The following is a 21,958-nucleotide window of genomic DNA, read 5'->3' on the forward strand; positions in this document are numbered from 1 at the left end:
GGGAACTCAATAACCATTTTGCTGCGTTGACGGCCATATGTGCAGCACCGTAGGCTACGAATGGATCCATTACAAGGTGGGTGAGATGAAATCCGCAACCGGCCCGATACCGGGGATCACTCGCGTCGACCACTTCGGGGTGACCGTTCCCGACCTCGAGGAGGCGCGCGCGTTCTTCGTCGACGTCCTCGGCTGCGAGTACATGTACACGCTCGGCCCCTTCCGGCACGACGACCACTGGATGAGCGAGCACCTCAACGTCGCCGACGACACGGTGATGCGCCGACTCCACTTCTTCCGCCTCGCCGGGCAGGCGATCTTCGAGGTGTTCGAGTACGAAGCCGCCGAGCACAACCTGTCGCCGCCGCGTAACAGCGACGTGGGCGGCCATCATGTCGCCCTGTACGTCACGGATCTGGACGCCGCCGTCGATCATCTGCGCAGCCTGGGCTTGACGGTCTTCGGCGAGCCGACCGCCAGCAAGGGACCGAGCGAGGGCCAGCGGTGGATCTACTTCCTCGCACCGTGGGGAATGCAGTTTGAGCTAGTGTCCTATCCGGGCGGGAAGGCGTTCGACAGCGCGCCGCGGGAAGCCCCCGCGAAGGAGTGATCAGCGAAGGGAGTGATCAGCGTAGGGAGTGATCAGAGCGTGTCCGAGGTTGACGAGGGATCGGGCACCACGGTCGCCAGTCACCGCATCGCGGAGACCGTTCGCGAGCGCATCCTGTCGGGCCAGCTCAAACCCGGGACCCGCATCCTGCAGGACGAGCTCGCCGAAGAGCTGAGCGCGAGCCGCCTGCCGGTCCGCGAGGCCCTGCGCATCCTGCAGTCACGTGGCCTGGTGACGCTGAAGTCCAACCGCGGCGCCTGGGTCACGTCCCTGGACCAGCGCGACTGCGAGCTGAACTACAAGATCCGTGAGCGGCTCGAACCACTGCTCCTGGCCGAGAGCATGCGCGCGCTCACGCCGGACGACCTCGAGGAACTGGCCGGCATCCAAGATCGCATCGAGGCCACGGAGGACGTCGAGGAGTTCCTCCGCCTCGACCGCCAGCTGCACTGGGCGAGCTACCGGCGCCACGACGCCCGGGAACTGGCGGCGATCATCGCCCGCCTGTGGGACACGACACAGCACTACCGGCGTGCGTACACCAAGCTCATCGGCCACGATCAGCGCTGGGTCATCAACTCCGAGCACCGGCTTCTGATCGCGGCCATCCGCCAGAAGGACGCCGAGATGGCGCAGCGCATCCTCGCCATGCACATCAGCCGCACCCAGCGCGAACTCAGCCTGCACCCGGACATTTTCGCCTCATGAGCGGGCCACTTCACCGGGAGCCCTAGACATGAACGACCCGCTTCGCCTTGTGCTCGCTGCGCGGCAGCTCGCCGTACGCGACCACCTCAACGTGAGCTCGGACACCTAGTCGTGCGTGGATCGCCGCCGCCACTGCGCTGCCGAGATCGACGGGGGCGTCCGAGCGGGCCTCCAGCCGTACCTTGATACCGGTGAGGTAGCCGCTGACCGGGTCCTTGACCGTCTCGTCGAGCACGATCAGGTACTCCCCCGCGGCGCCCTCGGCCTGCCGCACCAGCTCCTCGACCGCGCTGGGGAACAGGTTCACTCCCCGGACGACGAGCATGTCATCCGCTCGGCCGCGGACCCCTCCGACCAGGCGTGCGGTGGTTCGCCCGCACGCGCAGGGCGAGGAATCGCGGACCGCGACGTCGCCGGTCCACCATCGGACCAGCGGACTCGCCTCACGGTGAAGGTGGGTCAGGACGACCACCCCCGGGTCGCCGTCCGGCACCGGTTCGTCGGTGACCGGGTCGAGGATCTCGACGACGGCCGAGTGTTCGGCGAAGTGCATCCCGTCGTGCGCCGTGCACTCCCAGGCGATCGGCTGGAACTCCAGACTTCCGTACGTGTCGAACACCTCCGCGCCGTAGCCGTCCTGGATCCTTGACCGGGTGCTGGGCACGCTGCCCCCGGGCTCGCCGCCGAGCACGATCTTTCGCACCGCGCTGTCACGCAGGTCGAGCCCCATGCCGTCGGCGACCTCCAGGAGGTGGAAGACGAACGACGGTGTGGCCGGCAGGACGGTCGTGCGGTAGTGCATCATCGTCTCGATCTGACGCTCGGAGTCGCGTGACCCCGCCGGGATGCTCGCCGCCCCGACGCGCTGGAGCCCCTGCACCGCGGCGGAGCCTCCGACGAACCACGAGAACGTGTAGAGCACCTGGGCGACGTCCGCCGGGCGGATGCCCTGCCCGTAGTACATGCGCGCGTAGTTCTCCGTCCAGCGCTCGATGTCGCCGCCGGTCCAGAACAGCGGAGCGGGCCGCGCGGTCGTACCGGACGAGAAGTGGATCCGCTCGATGCTCTCGGGGTCGGCGGCGATCGCGGATCCCCAGGGAGGAGCCGCGGACAACGACTCGACGTAGTCGTACTTCCGGGTGAACGGCAGCTCCGCGAGGCTGTCCAGGCCGGCGACGTCCTCCGGCGACCAGTCCAGCTCGCCGAACCGGGCAGCGTAGAATGCGCTCCGCTCCGAGACGTACCTCAGCTGCGAGCGCAACCGGTCGGATTGATGGGCGACCAGCTGGTCACGGCTCCACCGCTCGGACTCGTTCCACAGCGTTGCCGAGAAGGGCGTCGCGGTCACCCCCGGGGCCCCTGCTTCTCGTCCTTGATCGCGCGGCCGATCACCAGGCGCTGGATCTCCGACGTCCCCTCGACGATCTCGAAGATGCGCTGGTCGCGGTAGAGACGTTCGACCTTGCTCGGCTTGCAGTAACCGTAGCCGCCGAAGGTCTGGACCCCGACGTTCACGGCGTGGTGCGCCACCGTGCTGCCGTAGTACTTCGCCATCGAACCGATCACCGAGGTGTCCTGGCCCGCGTCGAACATGCGGGCGGCCTCGTAGGTCATCATCCGGGCGGCCGACAGCTCCGTCGCGATCTCGGCGAGCGGGAACGAGACGCCCTGGTTGTCGATGATCGGGGAGCCGAACGTCCGCCGCTCGACGGCGTGCGAGGCAGCCTCGTCGTACGCCGCGCGTCCGATGCCGACGCACTGCGCGGCGGTACTGATCCGCCCGACGGTCAGGGTGCCGAGAGCCAGCTGGATCCCCCGACCGGGCTCACCGACACGGGCAGACGGATCGACCAGGGTGTCGAGCTTGATGTTGCTCGTCTTCGTGCCGCGAATGCCCATCTTGTCGACCCACTCGTCGATCACGACACCCTCGGACTCCTTGTCCACGACATACGCCGTGAGGCGCGCACGACCCTTGGCGTCGGTCTCGGAGCGGGCGAAGACGGTGTAGAACCGTGACTCACCGCCGTTGCCGATGAACCATTTCTCACCCCGGATCCGGATCTTGTCGCCCTCCGGGGTTGCCGTGGTCGCGACCGCCGAGGCGTCTGACCCGGCGTTGCGCTCGGTCAGTCCGAAGCTGACCGATTCGCCCTTCGTCGCGGCGGCCCGCAGGTAGGCGTCCTTCTGGTCGTCCGTGCCGGCGAGGAGGATCGGGTAGGAGCCGAGGATGTAGGCCGCGAACAGCGAGGCGGTCGTGGCGCAGCCGTGGGCGAGCTCCTCCATCACCGCGCAGGTTGTGACGAGCGGGGCCCCGGCACCGCCGAACTCCTTCGGAACGAACAATCCGGCGAGGCCGGATTCCACGAGGACCGGGATGTGTTCGTGCGGATAGCGCGCGTTCGCGTCGATCTCCTCCGCGGCCGGGCCGAAGACGCGTTCCGACAGATCGCGGGCCACCTCCCGCCAGTGCGCGGCCTCCGCGTCGAGCGTGGGCTCCCAGATGACTGCCATGTTTTGCTCCTTTTGTTTGTGCTGCGTCGTCACTTGCGCGCCAGGCGCGCCCTGACGTCGCGGACCCGGTCCGCGAACTCCGTGCGTGCGATGAGTGGCACCTGCTCCTCGAGTGCGGCCGCCAGCGCTGCACGGAGCGCCGTCTCGACATCCCCACCGCAGACCAGGCGCTTGACAGCCTGGACCGCGTCGGCGTCGTGTGCCGCGATGGACCGCACCACCCGGCCGACCTCGGCATCCAGCTGCTCCTCCGGTACGAGGCGCTGGAACACGCCGCGCTGAAGGCACTCGCTCGCGGTCAGCCGGCGGGCGGTCAGCAGCATGTCGAGCGCGTCGCCGCGACCGACGATCGCCGGCAGGGTGTGCGCGCCGCCGAGTGCGGAGATCGTGCCGATCCGGATCCAGCTCTCCTCGATCCAGGCGCGGTCGGAGGCGACCCGGATGTCACACGCCAGAGCCAGGTCAGCGCCGGCGCCCAGCGCCGGCCCCTGGAGTCGCGCGACGACCGGGACCGGCGAGGTGGCGATCGCCAGGATCATGCCCTGGAAACCGTCGTAGACGTACGTGCGTACCGCCTCCGCTTGCTCCGGCGCCCCCAGCCCTTCGAGCATGGCCAGGTCAGCACCCGCGCAGAACACGGGACCCGTGGAGCGCAGCACGATGCAGCGCGCGTGCCCCGCGCCGCGCACCGTCTCGGCCACGGCCCTGGCCAACTCAAGGTTCAGGCCGTTGCCGGCGCCGGGGCGATCGAGCGTGATCGTGACGACACCGTCGCCGCGGACGACGGTCAGATCCCGCGCGCTCATGCCAGGATCACCGCCTCGGGCGAGACCCGGATCATCGAGTCGAGCCGGCCCTCGGAAACGACGTCGTCATGCTGGTCGAGCAGGGTGAAATGACGCTCGACCACGCCTTGCGTCCCCGAGCTGGTCAGGCGCAGACCGACGATCTCGAGCCGTCCGCGAATCGTGTCCCCGATGAAGAACGCCTTCTTGTACTGCCAGTCCTTGATGCCGAGGGCGGCAACGGCGGAGCCGGTGAAGAGCCCGCTGCGGTCGAGGAAACCGGTGAGCATCACGACACCGAGCAACCCGTAGACGACCCGGGTTCCGAAGTGGCTGGAGGCTGCGAAGGTCTCGTCGGTGTGGATCGGGTTCCAGTCCCCGGACAGCATCGCGAAACTGACCAGGTCGGTCTCGGTGACCGTCCGACCGGGCAGGTCCCACCGCTGACCGACCTCGAGGTCGTCGAAGTAGAGCGGCAGCCTCATCGCCCGGTCCAGACGGGAGCGCGCTTCTCGGCGAAGGCCCGGATGCCTTCCTCCCGGTCCGCCGACGTCAGGGCCACCTCCGCGATCGGCAGCTGGAGCTGCCAGGCCTCCGACTCGGTCCAGTCGGTGGAGGCCAGCATGATCTGTTTGGTGGCCGCGAGGGCCGTGGGGCCGTTGCGGAGCAGCCCTTGAAGCATCGCCAGCGCCTCGGTCACCGCTTGGCCCGGCTCGACCAGCCGGTTGACCAGGCCGTGTTCGGCGAAGAATTCGGCCGGACGGAGCTCACCGGAGAGCGCCAGTTCCATCGCCAGGTGGTACGGGATCCGTCGGGGAAGTCGGAAGAGTCCGCCACCAACGGCCACCACGTTGTGGCGCACCTCCGGCAGACCCATCCGCGCGTCCCGCGCGGCGACGACGAGATCACACGCGAGGCAGAGCTCGAGTCCACCGCCGACGGCAATGCCCTCAACCGCTGCGACCAATGGTTTGCGCGGAGGCCGCCGCATCACCCCGAACCCACCGCGAGCCGGTAGATCGACGTGTGAGTCCTCGCGCAGCGCCTTGAGATCGGCTCCGGCCGAGAAGGCTCCGCCGGCTCCGGTGATGACGGCTCCGAAGATGCCGGGATCGGAGTCGACGACGTCCATCGCCTCATTGATCAAGTAGGCGGTGCCGCTGTCGACCGCGTTCTTCACGTGCGGTCGGTTGATCGTCACCAGGAGGATCGGGCCCTGCCGCTCGGTGCGGACCGATGATGGATCGTGGGACATGAAAGGGGCTCCTCAGAGAGCGAACGTGAATCCGCCGTTGACGGGATAGGTCTGGCCGGTGATCCAGCTGCTCGCGTCGGAGGCGAGGAACAGCACCATGTTCGCGATGTCGTTCGGCTGGCCCGGCCTGCGGATGACGTAGCGCTCCATGATCTTCTTGAGGCGTTTGCCATCGGCGAGTTGATCCGCGATGGCCGGCGTCTCGGTCGCTGCGATCGCCACGCAGTTGGCGGTGATCTCGTGGCGACCGAGCGTGCGCGCCATCGCCCGGGTGAGCCCGGCGGCACCGGCCTTGGCGGCCGAGTAGGCCTCCAGGCCCGCATCCCCGTAACGTCCCGCCTCGGAGATGATGGTGATGATCCGGCCCTGCCGGCGTTCGATCATGCTCGGGATCACGGACGCCGCGCAGTTCATGACGCCGTACAGATTGACGTTGAAGAAGGTGTTCCAGACATCGGGCCCGGTTTCCCAGAAGGGCGCCAGCGCATCGGGGCTAGGCGTAGCTCCCGCGTTGCCGGCGTTGTTGACCAGGATGTCGATCGGGCCGAACTGCTCAACGGCCTGCTTTGACATCGCCATCACGCCGGCATGGTCGCTCACGTCCGCCTGCACAGCGCAGGCGGATCCACCGAGGTCCTGGATCTCCGCCGCGACCGCCGCGGCGCGATCGAGCACGTAGTCGTTGACCACGACACCGGCGCCGTGCTCCGCGAAGTGCAGCGCGATCTGGCGGCCGACCCCCTGGCCGGCACCGGTAACCAGTCCGACCTTTCCGGTCAGGCTGAGGATGTCACTCATTGGAGATGTCCTGTCTGATGTCTGGAGGTGGAGGGCGTCGCAGGCCGCATCAGCGCAGCAGCCGCGGCACCAGGACCTGGTGGCGTTGCACCTCGGTCGGGCCTTCGTAGATCCGGGCCAGGCGTTGCAGTCCGTTCCAGTGCGCCAGCGGGTGGTCCAGGGACGCGCCGGCGGCACCGAGCACCTGGATCGCGCGGTCGATGACTCGTCCGGCAACCTCGGTTCCGAGCATCTTCACGACGCCGGACTCGACTCGGACGTCGTTGCCCAGGTCCGCGCGCGATGCGGCGTTGTAGAGGACGAGTCGGGCCTGGTGGATCTCGATCCAGGAGTCGGCGATCGCGGTCTGGACGGCCTGCTTGTCGCTGAGCCGGGAGCCGAAGGCCTCCCGGGTCCGAGCGTGCTCGATCATCATCTCGCAGGCCCGGCTCGCGATGCCGAGAGACGAAGCGCCCACGCCGAGTCGCGCCGAGGTCAGGAGCGCCTGGGCGCCGGCGAACCCCGAACCCTCGGCGCCGACGACGTTTTCCCGGGGAACCGGGCAGTCGTCAAGGAAGATCTCGTGCGTCACGAACCCGCCGAGCATCTCGATCCGCCGTCCGATGGTGAGGCCGGGCGTGTCGCGATCGACGATGAACAGCGAGAACCCTCCGCGCTGGCGGAGGTCGCGGTCGGTGACGGCAACGACCAGCACGTGGTCGGCGTTCGCGACCTCGGAGATGAACACCTTGTTGCCGTTCAGCACCCAGGTGTCGTCGACCCGCACGGCCGTGGTCCGGATGCTGCGTCCCGGATCGGAGCCGCCGCCCGGCTCGGTCTGCGCGAAGCAGAACTCGATCTCGCCCCTCATCAGCGGGAAGAGGAACCGTTCCCGCTGCTCCGGCGGTGCCGTCACGAAGACCTGATCGAACGGACTGCCGGGGAAGCGCAGCGGCACCAGAGGTCTCGCCGCCTCCTCCGTCGCCACCGCCCGCTCCAGCGCGGTCATTCCCGCGCCGCCGAGCGCCGCGGGCACGGCGATCCCGGCCAGTCCGGCCGCTCTCGCCGCGTCCTGGCCCGGTACGAGATCACCGGCTTGGACGCGTTCGCCACGCAGGACCTTTTCCTCGAGCGGCCGGTGGTGAACGTCGGCGATCCGACGTACCAGCTCGCGGAGCGCTTGGTGTTCCGGCGCGAGGTCGATGGGATCGAACACTCAGTGCCTTCCTTCCGGCGCTTCGAGAACATGGGCGACACAGACAGCACCCAGGCCGACCATGTGGGCGAGGCCCCAGCGCGCTTCCGGTTGTTGCCGGGCTCCGGCCTCCCCGCGCAGCTGGCGGGTGATCTCGACGACCTGGCCGACCCCGGTCGGACCGGTCGGGTGCCCCATGGCGATCAGTCCCCCGGACGCGCTGACCGCGGTGCGGCCGCCGATGTCGAACGCGCCCGCGGCGATCTCTGCCGCGGCGTCGCCCTCGGCGCACAGGCCCATGGCCTCGACGTACTGGAGCTCTTCGATGGTGAAGGCGTCGTGGAGCTCGACCAGATCGAGGTCTTCCGGCCGGATGTCGGCTTCGGCCATCGCTTGGCGCGTCGTACGCCGGGTGAGCTCCGCGTCGAAGCTCCTGGCGCCGTAGAGCTCCTCGCTGAACTGGGCGGACGATGCGACCCGCACGCATCTGGATCGGTCGAGTCCGCATCGCTCGATGGCGTCCTCAGAGACGAGGATGGCGGCCGCTGCTCCCTCGCCGATCGGGCAGCACTGGAGCCGCGTGAGCACTCCGGCGATGGGGGCGTCAGCCATCACCTCCTCGAGCGTCCGTACCTTCTGACGCTGGGCGTACGGGTTCAAGGCGCCGTTGCGGTGGTTCTTCACCGCCACAGCTGCCAGTTGCGCCGGCGTCGCACCGTAGGTGTCGATGTACTCGGAGGCCAGCAGCGCGAAGTGCGCGGGCGGCGGGATTCGGTGATCAGCGAGCCCGCTGACACCGGTGCGGCTGGCCGAGTTCAGCAGTTGGAAGCCCTTATCGACGCCGAGCGCGAGACTCGCATCTGATAACCCCGAGGCGACCGTGATCGCGGCGAGACGCACCGCGCTGGAACCGGAGGCGGAAGCGTTCTCGATCTGCGTCATGGGGATGCCCGTGACCCCGAGGTGTTTGAGGATGGGCCGCGAGACGGCCATGCCACTCGTGGCTGTCCCCGTGTAGACGTGGTCGATGTCGGGCCAGGTCAGCCGAGCGTCGTCCAGCGCGGCGCGCACCGCCGTCAGGCCGAGCTGGACGAACGACGTGTCGCCGATCCGCTGGTAACGGTGCAGTCCGATGCCGACCACGTACACCGGGCGAAGATCCTGAAGCGTCTTGATCACGAGCCGTTCTCCTGGACGAAGCGCAGTTCGCCGCCGGAGACGACGCCGATCACGGCGCAACCACGGGGAACCGGCGTGGTGTCGAGCATCGTCACCCGCAGGACCGGACCGCTGTCGAGTCGCACCGCACTGACGACGAACGGTGCGGTGATGTCGGTGCCGCCGTACAGGTTCACCTCTGCGGACGAAACGACAATCCCGCGGGCGGGCACACGTTCCACTCCGAGTGCCGCGCCGTGCGCCCCGCACCGCCGGCACCCGAACTCTTGGGCCGGGTGATCGAGGAATCCGCAGCTTCCGCAGGCCGCGACCTCGAGCTCGGGCGGCGCTTCCGTCATCGGCGGACCCCTTGGTCGGGTCGCGTCCAGGGAAGGCGTGCTGCCACCAGTTCACCCAGACCCACGACGCCCTTGGGGAAGAGCAGCATGACGACGACGATCACCAGTCCGTAGATCATGCCGCCCAGGGCCTGGTTGAAACCGCTGGTGACGATCGGCGTGTACTCGATGAAGACCGCTCCGATCAGTGGGCCTGCGATGGAGCCGGCTCCCCCGACGACCATGCCGGCGAGCAGGTTGATCGACAGCAGCAGCGTGAAGCTGTCCGGGGCGACGTAGCCCACCACGATCGCGTACAGTCCTCCGGCGAGCCCGGCGAGCGCCGCGCTGACAGCGAAGCTGACCAGCTTCACCTGAACGACGTCCACCCCGTTCGCACTCGCGGCCAGCTCGTTCTCCCGAACGGCGACCATGGCTCGCCCGATGTGCCCGTGCGTCAGGTTCCGGGCCCCGAGGAACACCAGCACGCACACGACGAGGACGACGAAGTAGGTCCACTGGTCGCCGCCCAGGCCGCTCCACGCCGGCGCTTGCAGCTGCGGGACCCGGAGCCCCTGCGCCCCGCCGGTCACGGAGTCGAACCGCTTGACCAGCGAGGGCACGATGATGGCCAGCGCCAGCGTGATCACTCCGAGGTACACGCCGCGGATGCGCAGCGCGGGGATGCCGATCAGCCCACCGAGCACGAAGGTAACGACGAGCGAGGCCGGCAGCGCGACGGCGAACGGCGACGACCATTCGTTGCACGTGATCGCGGTGACGTACGCGCCCACCGCGAAGAACGCCCCGTGCCCGAGCGAGATCTGGCCGGCGTAGCCGGTGAGGAGATTCAGGCCCATGATGGAGATCCCGAAGATCAGGACCAGAGTCAGACGTAGGACGTTGTAGGGCTGCAGACCGAACGGCAGCAGCAGCGCGATCAGCGCCAACAGGGCAGCGAGCGCCCAACGCAGACGGCGTGCGCGAGTTATCCAGAGCGGCGAGCTCAGGCTGCTCGACGGCACGGCTTGAGTTTGGGTCATCACGTCCCCCTAAGCGCGAGTGACGGATCGGTTGCCGAACATGCCGGCCGGACGGACGATGAGCACCAGCACGATGATCAGCAGCGGCACCGCGATCTTCAGGTCGGAGCCGATGAAGTCGACATACGTGCCGGCCAGGTTCTCGGAGATGCCGACCAGCAGTCCTCCGATCACCGCGCCGAGCGGGCTGTCGAGACCGCCGACCGTGACGGCTGCGAAGGCGAAAAGCAGGGAGCCGAACATCATGCTCGGTTCGAGGAACAGCCGCGGCGCCACCATCACGCCGGCGACGGCCCCGATCGAACCGGCCAGCCCCCAGCTGAACATGTGGACCCGGCTGGTGCGGATTCCCACCAGCGCCGCCGACTCCGGATTCGACGTCGCGGCTCGCATCGCCAGCCCGACGCGGGTGCGGCTCAGCAGCAGGTAGAGACCCACGCCGCACAGGACGAGCGCGCCCACCACGCCCATAGCGTCGTAGGAGACCGCGACGCCACCGACTGACCACACCCCGGACGGCATGATTCCGCGGAAGTCTTTGATCTCGAAGGTCCACAGGTACCCGGCGCTCTGGTTGATGACCAGGAAAAGACCGAGCGTGACGATCACTACGGTGAGTACCGAGCCTTGCGCGGCACGTCTCGCGACGAGCCGCTCGACCAGCATTCCGATCCCGAACGACGCCCCGACCGCGGCGAGCATCGCCAGCGCCCACGGGGCTCCCCAGGCGTTGACCTGCCAGGCGATGTACGCGGCCAGCATCGCCATCTCGCCCTGGGCGAAGTTCGCGACCCCGCTGCCGCGGTGCACCATCACGATCGCGAGCCCGAGCAGCGCGTAAATCGCGCCCGACGAGATCCCGTCGACGATCTGCTGAAAGAACAAGGTCATCGTCAGTACCCCAGATATGCGCGCCGGAGGGTGTCGTTCTGGCGGACGACCTCGGAGGGGCCGCCGAAGACAATCGATCCCGCTTCGAGGACGTAGGCGTGGTCTGCCATCGCGAGCGCCAGGTCGGCGTTCTGCTCGACGATGAGCAGGGCGAGTTCCCGTTCGGATCGGAGCGTGGCCAGCGTGTCGAACAAGTCGCGCACGATGATCGGCGCGAGCCCGAGGGATGGCTCGTCGAGAACCAGCAGCTTCGGCCGCAGCATCAGCCCACGGGCGATCGCGAGCATCTGCTGCTCCCCGCCGGACAAACTGCCGGCCGCCTGCGTCGCGCGCTCCGACAGCCGGGGAAAGAGGTCGAAGCATCGGTCGATATCGGCGCGCACAGCCTTGTCCCGACGCAGGTAGGCACCCAGGTCCAGATTCTCCCGGACGGTCAGATCCGCGAAGGTCCCACGTCCCTGGGGCACGTGTGCGACCCCTCGGCGGACAATGTCAGCGGTGGCCATGCGCGAGATCTCGGCGCCGTCGAAGACGATCGACCCACGATTGTTCGTGATTCCGCAGATCGAGCGGAGGGTCGTGGTCTTTCCAGCGCCGTTGGCCCCGAGCACCACGACCGCCTGGCGTGCTGGGACCTCGAGGGAGACGTCGTGGAGCACGTTGATCGGACCGTACGCGGCGGACACACCACGCAGACTGAGGATGCTCATGCCGTCGTCCCGAAGTACGCCTCGCTCAGGGCGGCGTTCGACTGTGCGGCGGCCGGGGTGCCGTCGAAGATCTTGCGTCCCATGGCCAGCGCGACGATGTGGTCGGACACGCCCATGACCAATCTCATGTGGTGCTCGACGAGCACGACGGTGAGGTCCCGTTCGGCCTGGAACCGGCGGATGACGTCGCCCAGTTCGTCCACCTCACCATGGGTCAGGCCGTTCGCCGGCTCGTCGAGCAGGATCAGTCGCGGCTTGCCGACGACGGCTCGCGCCAGCTCGACACGCTTCTGCGTGCCGTACGGCAGGCCGCCAACGGGGCGGTAGGCGAGGTCGAGCAGGTTGAGACCGGCCAGAACTGTCAGAGCGTCCTCGGTCAACGCACGTTGCTCCCGCCGATGGGCGACGCTCCGCAGGAGGGCACCGAGGTAGCGCGACCTGAAGCGGTGATGCGCGCCTAGCAGCACGTTGTCGAGCACCGTCTCGCCCGGAAGAAACCCCAGGTTCTGGAACGTCCTCGCTACGCCGTGGCGAGGGATCTCGTGTGCCCGGCGATCGAGAAGGTCGAGACCGTTGAAGTGGATATGACCGCTGTCGGGATCGTAGAGGCGAGTGATGCAGTTGAAGAGGGTCGTCTTGCCGGCACCGTTGGGGCCGATGAGACCGCAGATGGAACCGTCGTCGACCGAGAAGGTGACGTCGTCCAGTGCGAGAACCCCGCCGAAGCGGAGACTCACACCCTCGACGCTGAGCATGTTCACTGGGGATCCGATCGTCCGTGAGGAGGGTGGCTCCGACTACTGGTCGAGCGAGACCGGTTCGCCCACGGACTGCCAGGCAGCTCCGTCGAACTGCTGCACTTGAAGGATGGTGACCGCCAGGAGCTTGTCCGGTCCGGTCGAGACGGTGACGCCGGGGAGCACCAGGGGAAGCTGCAGCGGCGGGTCGATGGTGCGGACCGTCTTCATCAGCGAGTCACGCGTGGGCTCGTCCATCCGCTCGAGGGTGCGCTCCATGATCTGCGCAGCGTTGATCCCGGTGAGCGCGAGCGAGTCGTTGGCTTTCAGGCCCTTGCCGTACTTCTCGATGATTCGGTTGGCCTCGACCACGTCTGGGTCCGAAGCCCACTTCGGATCACTGGCGTCCTTGGTGAACGCGGTCGAGATGAGGCCCTTCGACGCCTCGAGCCCCGCCGGGGTAAGGACGGCCGCGACCGACGACGCCGTGGTGGAGATGATCCGCACGCCTTTGAACTTCAGCTCGGCGCTCCGCTTGATCGCCTGCGCGCCCTGCTTCGGCGCGACCGCCATCCAGATGACGTCGGCCCCGGACTGGACGAGGTTGGTGACCTGGGAGTCGACCGTTGGGTCCGTCACCTCGTAGGACTCCTTGGCGACGAGCTTCATCCGCGTGCCGGCCACATTCTTCTCCAACTGCGCGACGGCGCCCTTGCCGGTGTCGTCGTTCTGAAAGAGCAGCCCGATCTTCGCGTCCGGCTTGGTCTGGCCGAGGTACGTGGCGAGGACGTCGACCTCCGTCTGGCCCGTGGGCGGAAATGCCAGCGTGAACGGCCACTTCGTGGACTCGACTGAGAACTGCGCAGAGACGCTGTTGACCCAGACGTCCGGAACCTTCTTGGCATTCAGGTAGTCGACCGCCGCCAGATGGGTGGGCGTGCCGAACATCGCGAAGGTGGCGAAGACCTTGTCCTGCTCGACGAGCTTCTGGGCGTTCGCGAGTTGCTTCTCCGGAGCGTAGGAGTCGTCGTAGCTGATGAACTTGATCTTCCGCGTCTTGCCGTCGCCCATCTTCACGCCACCTTTCTCGGCGTTCAGGTAGTCGAAGTACGTCGCGATGCCCTTACCGATCGTGCCGAACGCGGAAGCCGGCCCGCTGTACGGGTACGAGCTGCCGAGGATGATCTCCGAGTCTGTGACACCCGGGATGGCACTGCTGTCGTTGGACCCGCGACCGCCGCACGCGGTCAGGGAGAGAGCCGCGGCGAGAGCCGCTGCGGTCACAACCGCGAACTTCTTTCCGGTGGGTCTCACTGCTGCCTCCATGTGCTCGCGGGCCGAGCCCGCATCCGACGACGATTCGTCCCCGTATCACCGGTGACAACCCGTGACGCGGCTCACTGTGGCACTTGCTTAACTGGTTAGTCAAGGTACAGTCTTGTGGACACCGAGGAGAGTCAGCACATGGTTCAGTTCGAAGCGACGCTCGAGGCCGCGACCAACGGCGCGGGCGAGTCTGCGCTCAGGTACCTGAGCACGCGGGAGATCCGGGACCAGGCGTCCGCGCAGGAAGCGAACGGATACGCGGCCACCTACTCCGCCGAGGTCAACAGCGACGCCTTCCTGCCGCTCGTGGCCGCTGCCGAGGACACCTCGACCATCGAACTCGGCACCGGAATCGCGATCGCGTTCGCCCGGTCACCGATGACACTGGCGCTGCGGGCACATCATCTCCAGGCCATCAGCGGCGGCCGATTCGTCCTCGGTCTGGGCAGCCAGATCAAGCCGCACATCACCCGCCGCTACAGCATGCCGTGGACCAAGCCGGTGGCTCAGATGGAGTCCTTCATCGAGGCCACGCGCGCGATCTGGGCGTGCTGGCGTGAGGGCGGCGTGCTCGACGTACGCAACGACCACTACACGATCAACCTGATGAACTCCGAGCTCACCCCGCCCGCGATCTCGCACCCGGATCCGCCCGTCCTCCTGGCGGCCGTCGGCCCCGCGATGACCCGGCTCGCGTGTCGTGCCGCGGACGGGCTCATCACTCACCCCTTCGCCGCGAGCGCGTCGTACCTGCGCGAACACACCGTGCCGCTGGTCGAACGCAGCCTCGAGGAGGCCGGTCGGGAGAGGAACGCGTTCCGGCTCTCGGGAGCAGTCCTCGTCGCGACCGGCGCCACCGACGAGGAGATGGCGAACTCGATACGCGCCGTTCGCCGCCGGATCGCGTTCTACGGAAGCACGCCGGCCTATCTCTCGGTCCTCGAACACCATGGCTGGGGCCGCCTCGGCGAGCAGCTCCACAGCCTCTCGCGGACCACCGACCCGGCACGCTGGGAGCGGATGGCGGAACTGGTCGACGACGAGGTGGTCGAGACGATCGGACTCATCTGCCGTCCCGACGAGATCCGGCAGCGCGCGGCCGAACGCTACGACGGCCTGCTGGACCGGCTCCAGACACCCGTCCTGACCTGAGCGTCAGGCCGGTTGGCGGGTCGCGGATCCCCGGCAGCCGACCAGTCCCATGATGTGGTCGACCAACAGATCACGATCGACCGGACCGCTCTCGTCGTACCAGCGGAACAGCGAGAACAGCATGCTCTGAAAGAGGTTCGTGTAGACGGTCAGGTCGCCGTCGAGCTCGAGCGACCCCTCCTCGACACACGCCCGCAGGATCTGCTCGGTCCGTTCGTTGATGCCGTGGGCCCATGCCCGGTACTGCTGCGCCGCCCGCTTCGACATGTCGTGCTGCTCGCCGAGCGAGACGTTGTAGAAGGTGCGGAAGTGGATCGACACCTCGACGTTCACGGCGACCAGGCCACGCAGCCGCTCAGCGGCCGGCAACCCTTCGTCCCAGGCGGCGTCCAGGCGCTGGACCATCTCGTCCTGGACCGTCTTGACGATCTTCTCCAGCAGCCACTGCTTGCTCTTGGCGTACCGGTACACGGTCGGCTTGGAGATCCCGGCCTCGCGGGCGATGTCGTCGATCGTCGCCTTCTGGTACCCGTGCTTACGGAAGACCTCGGCGGCAGCCTTCAGCACGGCATCAGGGGTGCTTGCCTTCGGCTGTGCCATCCGACACCTCCTTCAATCGATCACTCTCTGATCCGTCCACCCGAATCACACGTTCTGCCAGGAGGCAGTCGATCTCCTGCGGCGAATAGCTCAACTCGCTCAACAGCGACAGAGTATCTTCACCCAGTCTCGGCGCAGCCGAGCGATCCACCGCGTGCAGACGGGCGAACGGACTGCGAACCACGGTGCGGTCGGCCGCAGCGACGACCGTTCCCCGATCCCGGAGCAACGGATCGACACGTACCGCCTCCGCATCGTTCACAGGGCCGGACGGTACGCCGCGTGCACGCAGCGCTTCGAGCAGCTCGCCGGCTTCTCGTCCGGCCACGCGATCAGCGATCCGGCTTCTCAGAACCTCTGCCCCGGCGACGCGCTCAGCCGCCGGCATGCCGGCGATGTCGTCGAGCCCGAGCTCGGAGCAGAGCGCAGCCCAGAAGCCGTCCTCGTGGTGGAAGATCGCGATGCACGCCCACCCGTCACGAGTGCGGAACAGGCCGTAGCCAGGTGGCGTGGCGTCCCTGCCCGCCGGCTGGCTCCAGCGGAGGGCGAGAAGGGGTGCGGACCAGGCCACCAGAGCATCCGTCATCGAGATGTCGAGGAAGACGCTGTCCCGTTCCGGCACAGCTGCCACGACTCCGAGGGCGGCGTACATCGCCGCGGCGAGGTCCGCGAGCGGCAGCCCTGGCTCCGCCGGGCTGAACGTCTTGGGCGCGATCACTCCTGCCCGCGCCTGGAACCCGAGATCATGGCCTGGTTCGTCGCATTCCTGCCCGAAGCCGCTGATCGAGCAGTAGATGACGTCCGGCCGGATCGCGCGGACGTCCTCGAGTCCGACTCCGAGGCGTGCTGCGACACCCGGCCGGAAGCCTTCGAGGACGACGCGCGACGTGGCCGCCAACCTCGCGAAGACATCGAGGCCCGCGGCCGACTTGAGGTCGACGGCCAGACTGCGCTGACCATGATTCAGGGCGTCGAAGAGCGGCGGGAGCGTTCGAGCGGGATCCCCTCCGTCGATCTGCTCGACCAACACGACTTCGGCACCGAGGTCGGCCAGCAGGCGGCAGGCGAAGGGCCCCGGGAATTGCTGCGCCAGACTCAGCACTCTGAGGCCGGCGAGCGGCTGGCCGACGCCGACCTTCCCGGCAGGCACGGCAGTCAGGCTCCTTCTTGCCGGGCCGCGCGAAGAGCCTTCTTGTCCAGCTTGCCGATAGGCGTGAGCGGCAGCGCCGTTCGGAAATGCACCCGCTTGGGGGTGTTGACCGGGCCCTTGCGCTCACGCACATGATCGATCACCTCTGCCTCGCTCAACTCCGCGGTGTCCCGTAGCACCACGAAGGCGTGCACAGCCTCGCCCCAGTGGTCGTCGGGTACGCCGATCACGGCGCACTCCTTGACCTCCGCCAGCTCGGCAAGCGCCGCCTCCACCTCGCTGGGGTACACGTTGAAGCCGCCGGAGATGATCATATCTTTCCGGCGATCGACCAAGGTCAGGAACCCGTGCTCGTCGACGAAGCCCATGTCGTCCGTGTGCAGCCAACCGTCGCGCAACGCGTACGCCGTCGCCTCGTCACGCTTCCAGTAGCCGGACATGACCATCGGACCACGGAGGCACAGCTCACCCACTTCGCCGACGTCGGCCTCCGCACCGCTCTCCCGAACCACCCGCATGACGACGCCGGCGACCGGCTTGCCACACGTGGCGAGGCGGCCGGGGACAGCGGGGTCCAGGTCTCGACGAGGGAGCGACAGCAGGCTGATTCCCGCTTCGGTCTGACCGTATCCGCCGGCGAACACCGGGCCCAGCCGGTCGATGCCCTCGCGGAGCCGTTCGACCGACATCGGCGCGGCTCCATAGAAGATCACCTCGAGACTCGAGATGTCGGCACGAGAGGTGTCGAGAGCATCCAGCAGCCCGTAGATCTGAGTGGGGACGAGGAAGGTGGCCGTGATCCGGAACGCCTCCACGAGGTTCAGGAACTCGTGTGGATCGAATCGGTCGACGAGCACTGCCGAACCGTTCCGGATCAGGGCCGGCGTGATCAACCAGCCGCCGGCATGGCTGATCGGGGTGCACACCAGCAGGGTGTTCTCCGTCGGCCAGTCCAGCTGGCTCGCGGCGAGCATGTTCGTGTACCAGACCTCGGCGTGCGTGTGCACCACGCCCTTGGGCACGCCGGTCGTGCCCCCCGTATAGAAGATCCCGGCGATGTCGGACGAGGACGGTACGACGTCCAACGGCGAATCGTCCTCGACCCCGGTGAGCGCCAGCAGGTCGTCGCCCGAGTCCGCCGGCCCGAGCGAAAGCAGATTCCGGACCCGGCCGGACTCCCCCAAGGCGTGCGCACGTTCGGCGTACATCCGCGGGTCGAAGACCACCAGATCGATCTCGGCATCGTCCAGGATGAACAGGTGGTCCGACAGCGAGCCGAGCGGGTGCAGCGGTGTGTACCGAGCGCCCAGCAACATCCCGGCGAGCTGGACCAAAAAGGCCTGCGGCAGATTGCCACTGAGCAAAGCGAAACCATCACCCTTCCCCAGCCCACGACTCCGCAACACCCGCGCGATCCGATACACCGTGCGGATCGCCTCATCCGCCCGAAGTGCCCCGCTCTCGTGTCTGAGAACGACGTCGCTCCCCCGACGACGCAGAGCGGCAAGCGCACCATCGACGACCGTGACCTCATGAACTACCGACTGCATCCCGATCTCCTCCATGCGCGAGGCGCCTGTGCCTGGACGCAGCCTAGCTCGTTCTTGTTTAACCAGTAAGGCATGTTTCGAGTGACCCACTTGCCCGAGTGTGAGTCTCGATCCGGCACTGCTGGTCTTGGGACGACCAGCTGGAGCAGAGACGGCCCAAGACGTCCCGACCATGGCGCAGAGGCGTCTCGTATCAGGGCAGCCCGGGGGCGACCGGCCTGCCGCACCAATTTCTGAACGCGCGTTGCTTGATAGCTGTCCCTGCTCTCTGCATGGTCGCCAGTCAACGACTTCAAGGCCGCTTGAAGTCAATGGGCGAGCAGTTGACGATCGGTGAGCTGGCGAACCGCACCGAGTCATCGAGGTCAAGCTGCTCGGCCGCGACTCGCGGGCCGCCATGTTCGACGGCCTGCTGCTCAGCCCGCTGACGATCACCGCCAAGGAGCTGCGCGAACGCGGCAACCGGGTGCCGATCGTGCTGCTGGGCGAGCACATCTTCAACGACAGCTTCCACCACGTGGCGATCGACAACGTCGCCGCCGCCCTCGACGCGACATCCCACCTGCTGGACCTCGGCCGTACCCGGGTGGCGGCCATCGGCGACCAGCCGTACGCGACGGGCGAGACCGCGCAGCTGCGCACGATCGGCTACCGGCAGGCGCACGCGCGCCGCGGCCTGCCCGTGGTGGAGGAGCTGGTCGTCCCGACGGCCCGCTTCCACCGGCGGCTGGGCGCCGAGGCGATGGACCGGCTGCTGGCCCTGCCCGAGCCGCCCGACGCGGTGTTCTGCTACAACGACCTGCTCGCGCTCGGCGCGATCCGCGCGCTGACCAGGGCAGGTGTCCGGGTGCCCGACGACGTGGCCGTGGTCGGCGTCGACGACATCGAGGAGGGGCTGTACAGCACGCCGAGCCTCACGACGGTCGCTCCCGACAAGGCCGCCATCGCCCGCACGGCCGTCGACACGCTGCTGTCGGCGATCAATGGAACGGCGACATCCGGTGCGGCCGAGGTCGTCGTGCCACACCGGATGATCGTCAGGGAGAGCACGGCCGGCTGAGCCGGGGCAGCCCCCGTTACGCCGCGACGAGCGGGGTGAGCGCGGTGATCTGGTCAGGCCGCGGCGGGTCGATCGCCATCCGGCAGCGCCCTCCGGGAAGGCCCTGCAGGTCCAGTAGGTGCTTGATCCGGGCGATGTCCCCCTCGATGCGGTCCACCGCGGTACGGACATCCCGCTGCCAGGCGCGGGCGGCGGACTGGTCGTCGCGGCGGAGCGCGTCCGCGAGCCGGACGAAGGGTCCGGGGAGCGCGCCCGAGACCCCGGACACGACTCCGGCTCCACCCGCCGCGACGACCTCGGGCAGCGCGCCGTCGCTGCCCGACCACACCGGGAGCCCCGGCGGCACCGCGTCCGTGTACTCGCGCACCACCGCCGCGCCCGGCGCGCTCACCTTCACGCCCGCGATGCCGCCGATCGACGCGAGCTCTCGCATCAGGTCCGCCGGCACCCGCGTGCCGGTCAGCGCGGGGAAGACGTAGATGTAGACGGGCGCGCCCTGGGCCGCGGCGCACACCTCCGCGTAGTGCTCGACGAGCCTTCGCGGCCCGGCCGGCAGGAAGTACGGCGTGATGACGGCCAGTCTCTCCGCGCCGCGGTCCCGGGCCGCCGTGGTCAGGCGCACCGCCTGGCGGGTGGACGGCGCTCCGACGTGGGCGATCACTCGCGACGCTCCCGCCTCGGCGATGGCCGCGGAGATCACGTCGAGTCGCTCGCCGTCGTCCAGGGCCGGGAACTCGCCGTTGGTGCCGGCCACGAAGACGCCGTCGACGCCGCCGCCGACGGAGTGCGCGACGAGCCTGCGCACGCCGTCGAGATCGATGTCCATCCGATCGTCGAAGGGGGTGGTCAGGGCCGTGATGATGTCGTTCACAGCCGGGGCGCCTGGCCGGTGAACGTGCCGGCGTCGGCCAGGTACTTCGCCGAGATCCTGCCCTCGGCAAGCGCCGCGCTCACGGCCTGGACGGCCCTGCGGCGCTCCTCGCGGGCCCGTTCGGGGTCCCGGCGCAGGGACGCCTTCTGGCGCAGCAGCGCGGCCTGGAGCTCGGCGACGTCCAGCCGGCGCGGCGCCACGCCGCCGAGCGCCGCGAGCGCGGCCGCTGTGCCGGACGCCTGCCCGATGGCCATGACGCCGCCCTGGGTCCGGAACGACCCGTGGGCCTCGTGCGACGCCGAGATCGCGCGACCGGCGATGACCAGCCCGTCCAGGCGGGCCGGCACCAGGCAGCGGTAGGGGATGTCGTAGGAGTCGTCGAGGCCGGCCCACACGCCTCCCTCGCCGTAGCCCTCCACGCCGTCGACGTTGTGAATGTCCACGGGGAAGTAGCCGCGGGCCACGACGTCCTCCTGCTTGCGCCCGCTCATGACGTCGTCGGCGGTGAGGGTGTACTCGCCCAGGATGTGCCGGCTCTCGCGGATGCCGATCTGGACGCCGGTGGCGATGAGCTGGGCGTTCTCGAACCCCGGGAATCTGGCGATCAGGTACCGCGACAGCGACATGACCTGCCGGCGGCCCTCGATCTCCCCCGCCGTCAGGCTCTCGGCGCTCGTCCCGTCCACATTCTGGATCCGGGTGCTGTTGAAGTGCAGGACCCCCGGATGGCAGGTGGTGAGGAAGAGCACGGAATCACGGCCGAGGTGCAGTTCCCCGGCGTCCATGCCCTCCTTGACCAGCCGCTTGAAGCCCTGGCCGACGAAGTGCTGCCGGGGCAGGCGCTCGGAGTACGGATGGACCGCCACCATCTCCGACGCCCATTCGAAGTCGTCGAGGTTGTCGTCCATGTACGCCTTGACCGCCGCGGTGTCCACGCCGGCCATGTCGAACATCATCGTGCTCGGCTGGACGGCGCCGTCCGCCTCCCGGCCCACCACGTACTCGGCGCCCGCGAGCGTGGCCACGTCTCCGTCACCGGTCGCGTCCACCACCACGGAGGCCGAGTAGAACGACGTCCCGGACTTGTTCGTCACCGACACGCCGGTGACCCGGTCGCCCTCGACCCGGACGCCGCTGACGAAAGAGTGGAACAGCGGCGTGACGCCGGCCTCGAGGATCATCGACAGGGCGGCCCACTTGTACGCCTCCCGGTCGTAGAAGCACAGGTAGCTGCCGCTCCCGTGCGGGTTGGTGCAGCGGATGTGGCCGGTGCTCCCCCCGTCGGCGACCATGCGCTGCACGAACTCGTGGGGAATGCCCTGGATGACCTGCTCGTCGTCGAAGTAGAACGGGGAGATCGGTCCCAGGGCCGCGCTGGTCGGCATCCCGCCGAGGAAGCCGTAGCGCTCCACGAGAAGGGTTCGCGCGCCCTCGCGGGCGGCCGCGATGGCAGCCACGAACCCCGACGGTCCACCACCCACGACGATGACGTCGTACGTGCGATCCTCTGCCTTGTGTGCCATGGGCA

Annotated in this window: 23 protein-coding genes; 4 read left to right on the forward strand and 19 right to left on the reverse strand. The window is 68.3% G+C overall.

The genetic code is table 11. The features are described 5' to 3' along the window. The first annotated feature begins 85 nt into the window (after window positions 1-85). Together Aple_RS21930 and Aple_RS21935 are read left to right on the forward strand one after the other, a co-directional pair. Window positions 86-610 (forward strand): VOC family protein, encoded by a 525-nt coding sequence (locus Aple_RS21930; protein ID WP_155346535.1) that lies wholly within the window; start codon window positions 86-88, stop codon window positions 608-610. Between the two features lie 39 nt (window positions 611-649). Then, window positions 650-1,318, forward strand: coding sequence for a GntR family transcriptional regulator (locus Aple_RS21935; protein WP_155346536.1), 669 nt, complete (start codon window positions 650-652; stop codon window positions 1,316-1,318). A 22-nt stretch (window positions 1,319-1,340) separates the two neighbouring features. On the opposite strand, the gene Aple_RS21940 is transcribed toward Aple_RS21935, so the two are convergent. From Aple_RS21940 to Aple_RS22005, 14 genes are read right to left on the reverse strand one after another with little or no spacing between them, the layout of a single operon-like run. Then, entirely contained in the window at window positions 1,341-2,666 is a 1,326-nt protein-coding gene (locus Aple_RS21940; protein ID WP_155346537.1) for a phenylacetate--CoA ligase family protein, read from the reverse strand. Continuing rightward, window positions 2,663-3,832, reverse strand: coding sequence for an acyl-CoA dehydrogenase family protein (locus Aple_RS21945; RefSeq protein WP_155346538.1), 1,170 nt, complete (start codon window positions 3,830-3,832; stop codon window positions 2,663-2,665). Before Aple_RS21945 ends, Aple_RS21940 begins: the two co-directional genes overlap by 4 nt. A gap of 29 nt (window positions 3,833-3,861) precedes the next feature. Beyond that, entirely contained in the window at window positions 3,862-4,638 is a 777-nt protein-coding gene (locus tag Aple_RS21950; RefSeq protein ID WP_155346539.1) for an enoyl-CoA hydratase/isomerase family protein, read from the reverse strand. After that, window positions 4,635-5,102 (reverse strand): MaoC/PaaZ C-terminal domain-containing protein, encoded by a 468-nt coding sequence (locus Aple_RS21955; protein WP_155346540.1) that lies wholly within the window; start codon window positions 5,100-5,102, stop codon window positions 4,635-4,637. The genes Aple_RS21950 and Aple_RS21955 overlap by 4 nt, the downstream gene beginning before the upstream one ends. Continuing rightward, a complete protein-coding gene (locus Aple_RS21960; RefSeq protein ID WP_155346541.1) occupies window positions 5,099-5,872 on the reverse strand; it encodes a crotonase/enoyl-CoA hydratase family protein in 774 nt (257 codons plus the stop codon). The genes Aple_RS21955 and Aple_RS21960 overlap by 4 nt, the downstream gene beginning before the upstream one ends. Window positions 5,873-5,884: 12 nt before the next feature. Next, entirely contained in the window at window positions 5,885-6,670 is a 786-nt protein-coding gene (locus tag Aple_RS21965; protein WP_155346542.1) for an SDR family NAD(P)-dependent oxidoreductase, read from the reverse strand. 49 nt (window positions 6,671-6,719) lie between these two features. Then, window positions 6,720-7,865 carry an acyl-CoA dehydrogenase family protein gene (locus Aple_RS21970; RefSeq protein ID WP_155346543.1) on the reverse strand — a complete coding sequence of 382 codons (1,146 nt, stop codon included), beginning with the start codon at window positions 7,863-7,865 and terminating at the stop codon, window positions 6,720-6,722. Next, the gene (locus tag Aple_RS21975; protein ID WP_155346544.1) at window positions 7,866-9,023 is read right to left on the reverse strand and encodes a thiolase family protein; all 1,158 of its coding nucleotides are present in this window, start codon (window positions 9,021-9,023) and stop codon (window positions 7,866-7,868) included. Beyond that, the gene (locus tag Aple_RS21980; RefSeq protein WP_155346545.1) at window positions 9,020-9,361 is read right to left on the reverse strand and encodes a PhlB family protein; all 342 of its coding nucleotides are present in this window, start codon (window positions 9,359-9,361) and stop codon (window positions 9,020-9,022) included. Before Aple_RS21980 ends, Aple_RS21975 begins: the two co-directional genes overlap by 4 nt. Continuing rightward, window positions 9,358-10,383, reverse strand: a complete 1,026-nt coding sequence (locus Aple_RS21985; protein ID WP_155346546.1) for a branched-chain amino acid ABC transporter permease — start codon at window positions 10,381-10,383, stop codon at window positions 9,358-9,360. The genes Aple_RS21980 and Aple_RS21985 overlap by 4 nt, the downstream gene beginning before the upstream one ends. A gap of 9 nt (window positions 10,384-10,392) precedes the next feature. After that, on the reverse strand, window positions 10,393-11,274 hold the full coding sequence (locus Aple_RS21990; protein WP_155346547.1) for a branched-chain amino acid ABC transporter permease: 882 nt from the start codon (window positions 11,272-11,274) through the stop codon (window positions 10,393-10,395). 2 nt (window positions 11,275-11,276) lie between these two features. After that, window positions 11,277-11,984, reverse strand: a complete 708-nt coding sequence (locus Aple_RS21995) for an ABC transporter ATP-binding protein (RefSeq protein ID WP_155346548.1) — start codon at window positions 11,982-11,984, stop codon at window positions 11,277-11,279. Further along, window positions 11,981-12,739: an ABC transporter ATP-binding protein gene (locus Aple_RS22000; protein ID WP_155346616.1), complete on the reverse strand. Its 759-nt coding sequence runs from the start codon at window positions 12,737-12,739 to the stop codon at window positions 11,981-11,983. The genes Aple_RS21995 and Aple_RS22000 overlap by 4 nt, the downstream gene beginning before the upstream one ends. Before the next feature lie 42 nt (window positions 12,740-12,781). Then, window positions 12,782-14,035, reverse strand: a complete 1,254-nt coding sequence (locus tag Aple_RS22005; RefSeq protein ID WP_170321612.1) for an ABC transporter substrate-binding protein — start codon at window positions 14,033-14,035, stop codon at window positions 12,782-12,784. A gap of 150 nt (window positions 14,036-14,185) precedes the next feature. Between Aple_RS22005 and Aple_RS22010 the strand changes: the two genes are divergently transcribed. Beyond that, the gene (locus Aple_RS22010; protein ID WP_155346550.1) at window positions 14,186-15,199 is read left to right on the forward strand and encodes a TIGR03617 family F420-dependent LLM class oxidoreductase; all 1,014 of its coding nucleotides are present in this window, start codon (window positions 14,186-14,188) and stop codon (window positions 15,197-15,199) included. Window positions 15,200-15,202: 3 nt separating this feature from the next. Here the strand turns inward: Aple_RS22010 and Aple_RS22015 are convergent, their stop codons facing one another. The 3 genes from Aple_RS22015 to Aple_RS22025 are packed head-to-tail and all read right to left on the reverse strand — an operon-like array spanning window position 15,203 to window position 18,994. Then, window positions 15,203-15,799, reverse strand: coding sequence for a TetR/AcrR family transcriptional regulator (locus tag Aple_RS22015; RefSeq protein WP_155346551.1), 597 nt, complete (start codon window positions 15,797-15,799; stop codon window positions 15,203-15,205). Next, window positions 15,771-16,949: a CaiB/BaiF CoA transferase family protein gene (locus tag Aple_RS22020; RefSeq protein ID WP_170321613.1), complete on the reverse strand. Its 1,179-nt coding sequence runs from the start codon at window positions 16,947-16,949 to the stop codon at window positions 15,771-15,773. Before Aple_RS22020 ends, Aple_RS22015 begins: the two co-directional genes overlap by 29 nt. Window positions 16,950-16,954: 5 nt before the next feature. Further along, a complete protein-coding gene (locus Aple_RS22025) occupies window positions 16,955-18,994 on the reverse strand; it encodes an AMP-binding protein (RefSeq protein WP_308805512.1) in 2,040 nt (679 codons plus the stop codon). Here Aple_RS22025 and Aple_RS22030 point away from each other — a divergent pair. Then, complete coding sequence (locus Aple_RS22030; RefSeq protein WP_155346554.1) at window positions 18,897-19,559, forward strand: LacI family DNA-binding transcriptional regulator; 663 nt, start codon at window positions 18,897-18,899, stop codon at window positions 19,557-19,559. The two genes, Aple_RS22025 and Aple_RS22030, sit on opposite strands and share 98 nt — an antisense overlap. Before the next feature lie 16 nt (window positions 19,560-19,575). On the opposite strand, the gene Aple_RS22035 is transcribed toward Aple_RS22030, so the two are convergent. Together Aple_RS22035 and Aple_RS22040 are read right to left on the reverse strand one after the other, a co-directional pair. Continuing rightward, window positions 19,576-20,430 (reverse strand): dihydrodipicolinate synthase family protein, encoded by an 855-nt coding sequence (locus tag Aple_RS22035; RefSeq protein ID WP_155346555.1) that lies wholly within the window; start codon window positions 20,428-20,430, stop codon window positions 19,576-19,578. Next, complete coding sequence (locus Aple_RS22040) at window positions 20,427-21,953, reverse strand: FAD-dependent oxidoreductase (RefSeq protein WP_170321615.1); 1,527 nt, start codon at window positions 21,951-21,953, stop codon at window positions 20,427-20,429. Before Aple_RS22040 ends, Aple_RS22035 begins: the two co-directional genes overlap by 4 nt. Between the last annotated feature and the right edge of the window lie 5 nt (window positions 21,954-21,958).

Origin of the sequence: Acrocarpospora pleiomorpha (assembly GCF_009687885.1) — a bacterium.
GTDB classification, from domain to species: Bacteria; Actinomycetota; Actinomycetes; order Streptosporangiales; family Streptosporangiaceae; genus Acrocarpospora; species Acrocarpospora pleiomorpha.

What these genes read in the sequence shown, in the direction of transcription:
- Aple_RS21930 (WP_155346535.1), top strand. Translation starts at nt 86, where the DNA reads ATGAAATCCGCAACCGGCCCGATACCGGGGATCACTCGCGTCGACCAC.
- Aple_RS21945 (WP_155346538.1), bottom strand. Translation starts at nt 3,832, where the DNA reads ATGGCAGTCATCTGGGAGCCCACGCTCGACGCGGAGGCCGCGCACTGG.
- Aple_RS21950 (WP_155346539.1), bottom strand. Translation starts at nt 4,638, where the DNA reads ATGAGCGCGCGGGATCTGACCGTCGTCCGCGGCGACGGTGTCGTCACG.
- Aple_RS21955 (WP_155346540.1), bottom strand. Translation starts at nt 5,102, where the DNA reads ATGAGGCTGCCGCTCTACTTCGACGACCTCGAGGTCGGTCAGCGGTGG.
- Aple_RS21960 (WP_155346541.1), bottom strand. Translation starts at nt 5,872, where the DNA reads ATGTCCCACGATCCATCATCGGTCCGCACCGAGCGGCAGGGCCCGATC.
- Aple_RS21965 (WP_155346542.1), bottom strand. Translation starts at nt 6,670, where the DNA reads ATGAGTGACATCCTCAGCCTGACCGGAAAGGTCGGACTGGTTACCGGT.
- Aple_RS21980 (WP_155346545.1), bottom strand. Translation starts at nt 9,361, where the DNA reads ATGACGGAAGCGCCGCCCGAGCTCGAGGTCGCGGCCTGCGGAAGCTGC.
- Aple_RS21985 (WP_155346546.1), bottom strand. Translation starts at nt 10,383, where the DNA reads ATGACCCAAACTCAAGCCGTGCCGTCGAGCAGCCTGAGCTCGCCGCTC.
- Aple_RS21990 (WP_155346547.1), bottom strand. Translation starts at nt 11,274, where the DNA reads ATGACCTTGTTCTTTCAGCAGATCGTCGACGGGATCTCGTCGGGCGCG.
- Aple_RS21995 (WP_155346548.1), bottom strand. Translation starts at nt 11,984, where the DNA reads ATGAGCATCCTCAGTCTGCGTGGTGTGTCCGCCGCGTACGGTCCGATC.
- Aple_RS22000 (WP_155346616.1), bottom strand. Translation starts at nt 12,739, where the DNA reads ATGCTCAGCGTCGAGGGTGTGAGTCTCCGCTTCGGCGGGGTTCTCGCA.
- Aple_RS22010 (WP_155346550.1), top strand. Translation starts at nt 14,186, where the DNA reads ATGGTTCAGTTCGAAGCGACGCTCGAGGCCGCGACCAACGGCGCGGGC.
- Aple_RS22015 (WP_155346551.1), bottom strand. Translation starts at nt 15,799, where the DNA reads ATGGCACAGCCGAAGGCAAGCACCCCTGATGCCGTGCTGAAGGCTGCC.
- Aple_RS22030 (WP_155346554.1), top strand. Translation starts at nt 18,897, where the DNA reads ATGTTCGACGGCCTGCTGCTCAGCCCGCTGACGATCACCGCCAAGGAG.
- Aple_RS22025 (WP_308805512.1), bottom strand. Translation starts at nt 18,994, where the DNA reads ATGTGCTCGCCCAGCAGCACGATCGGCACCCGGTTGCCGCGTTCGCGC.
- Aple_RS22040 (WP_170321615.1), bottom strand. Translation starts at nt 21,953, where the DNA reads ATGGCACACAAGGCAGAGGATCGCACGTACGACGTCATCGTCGTGGGT.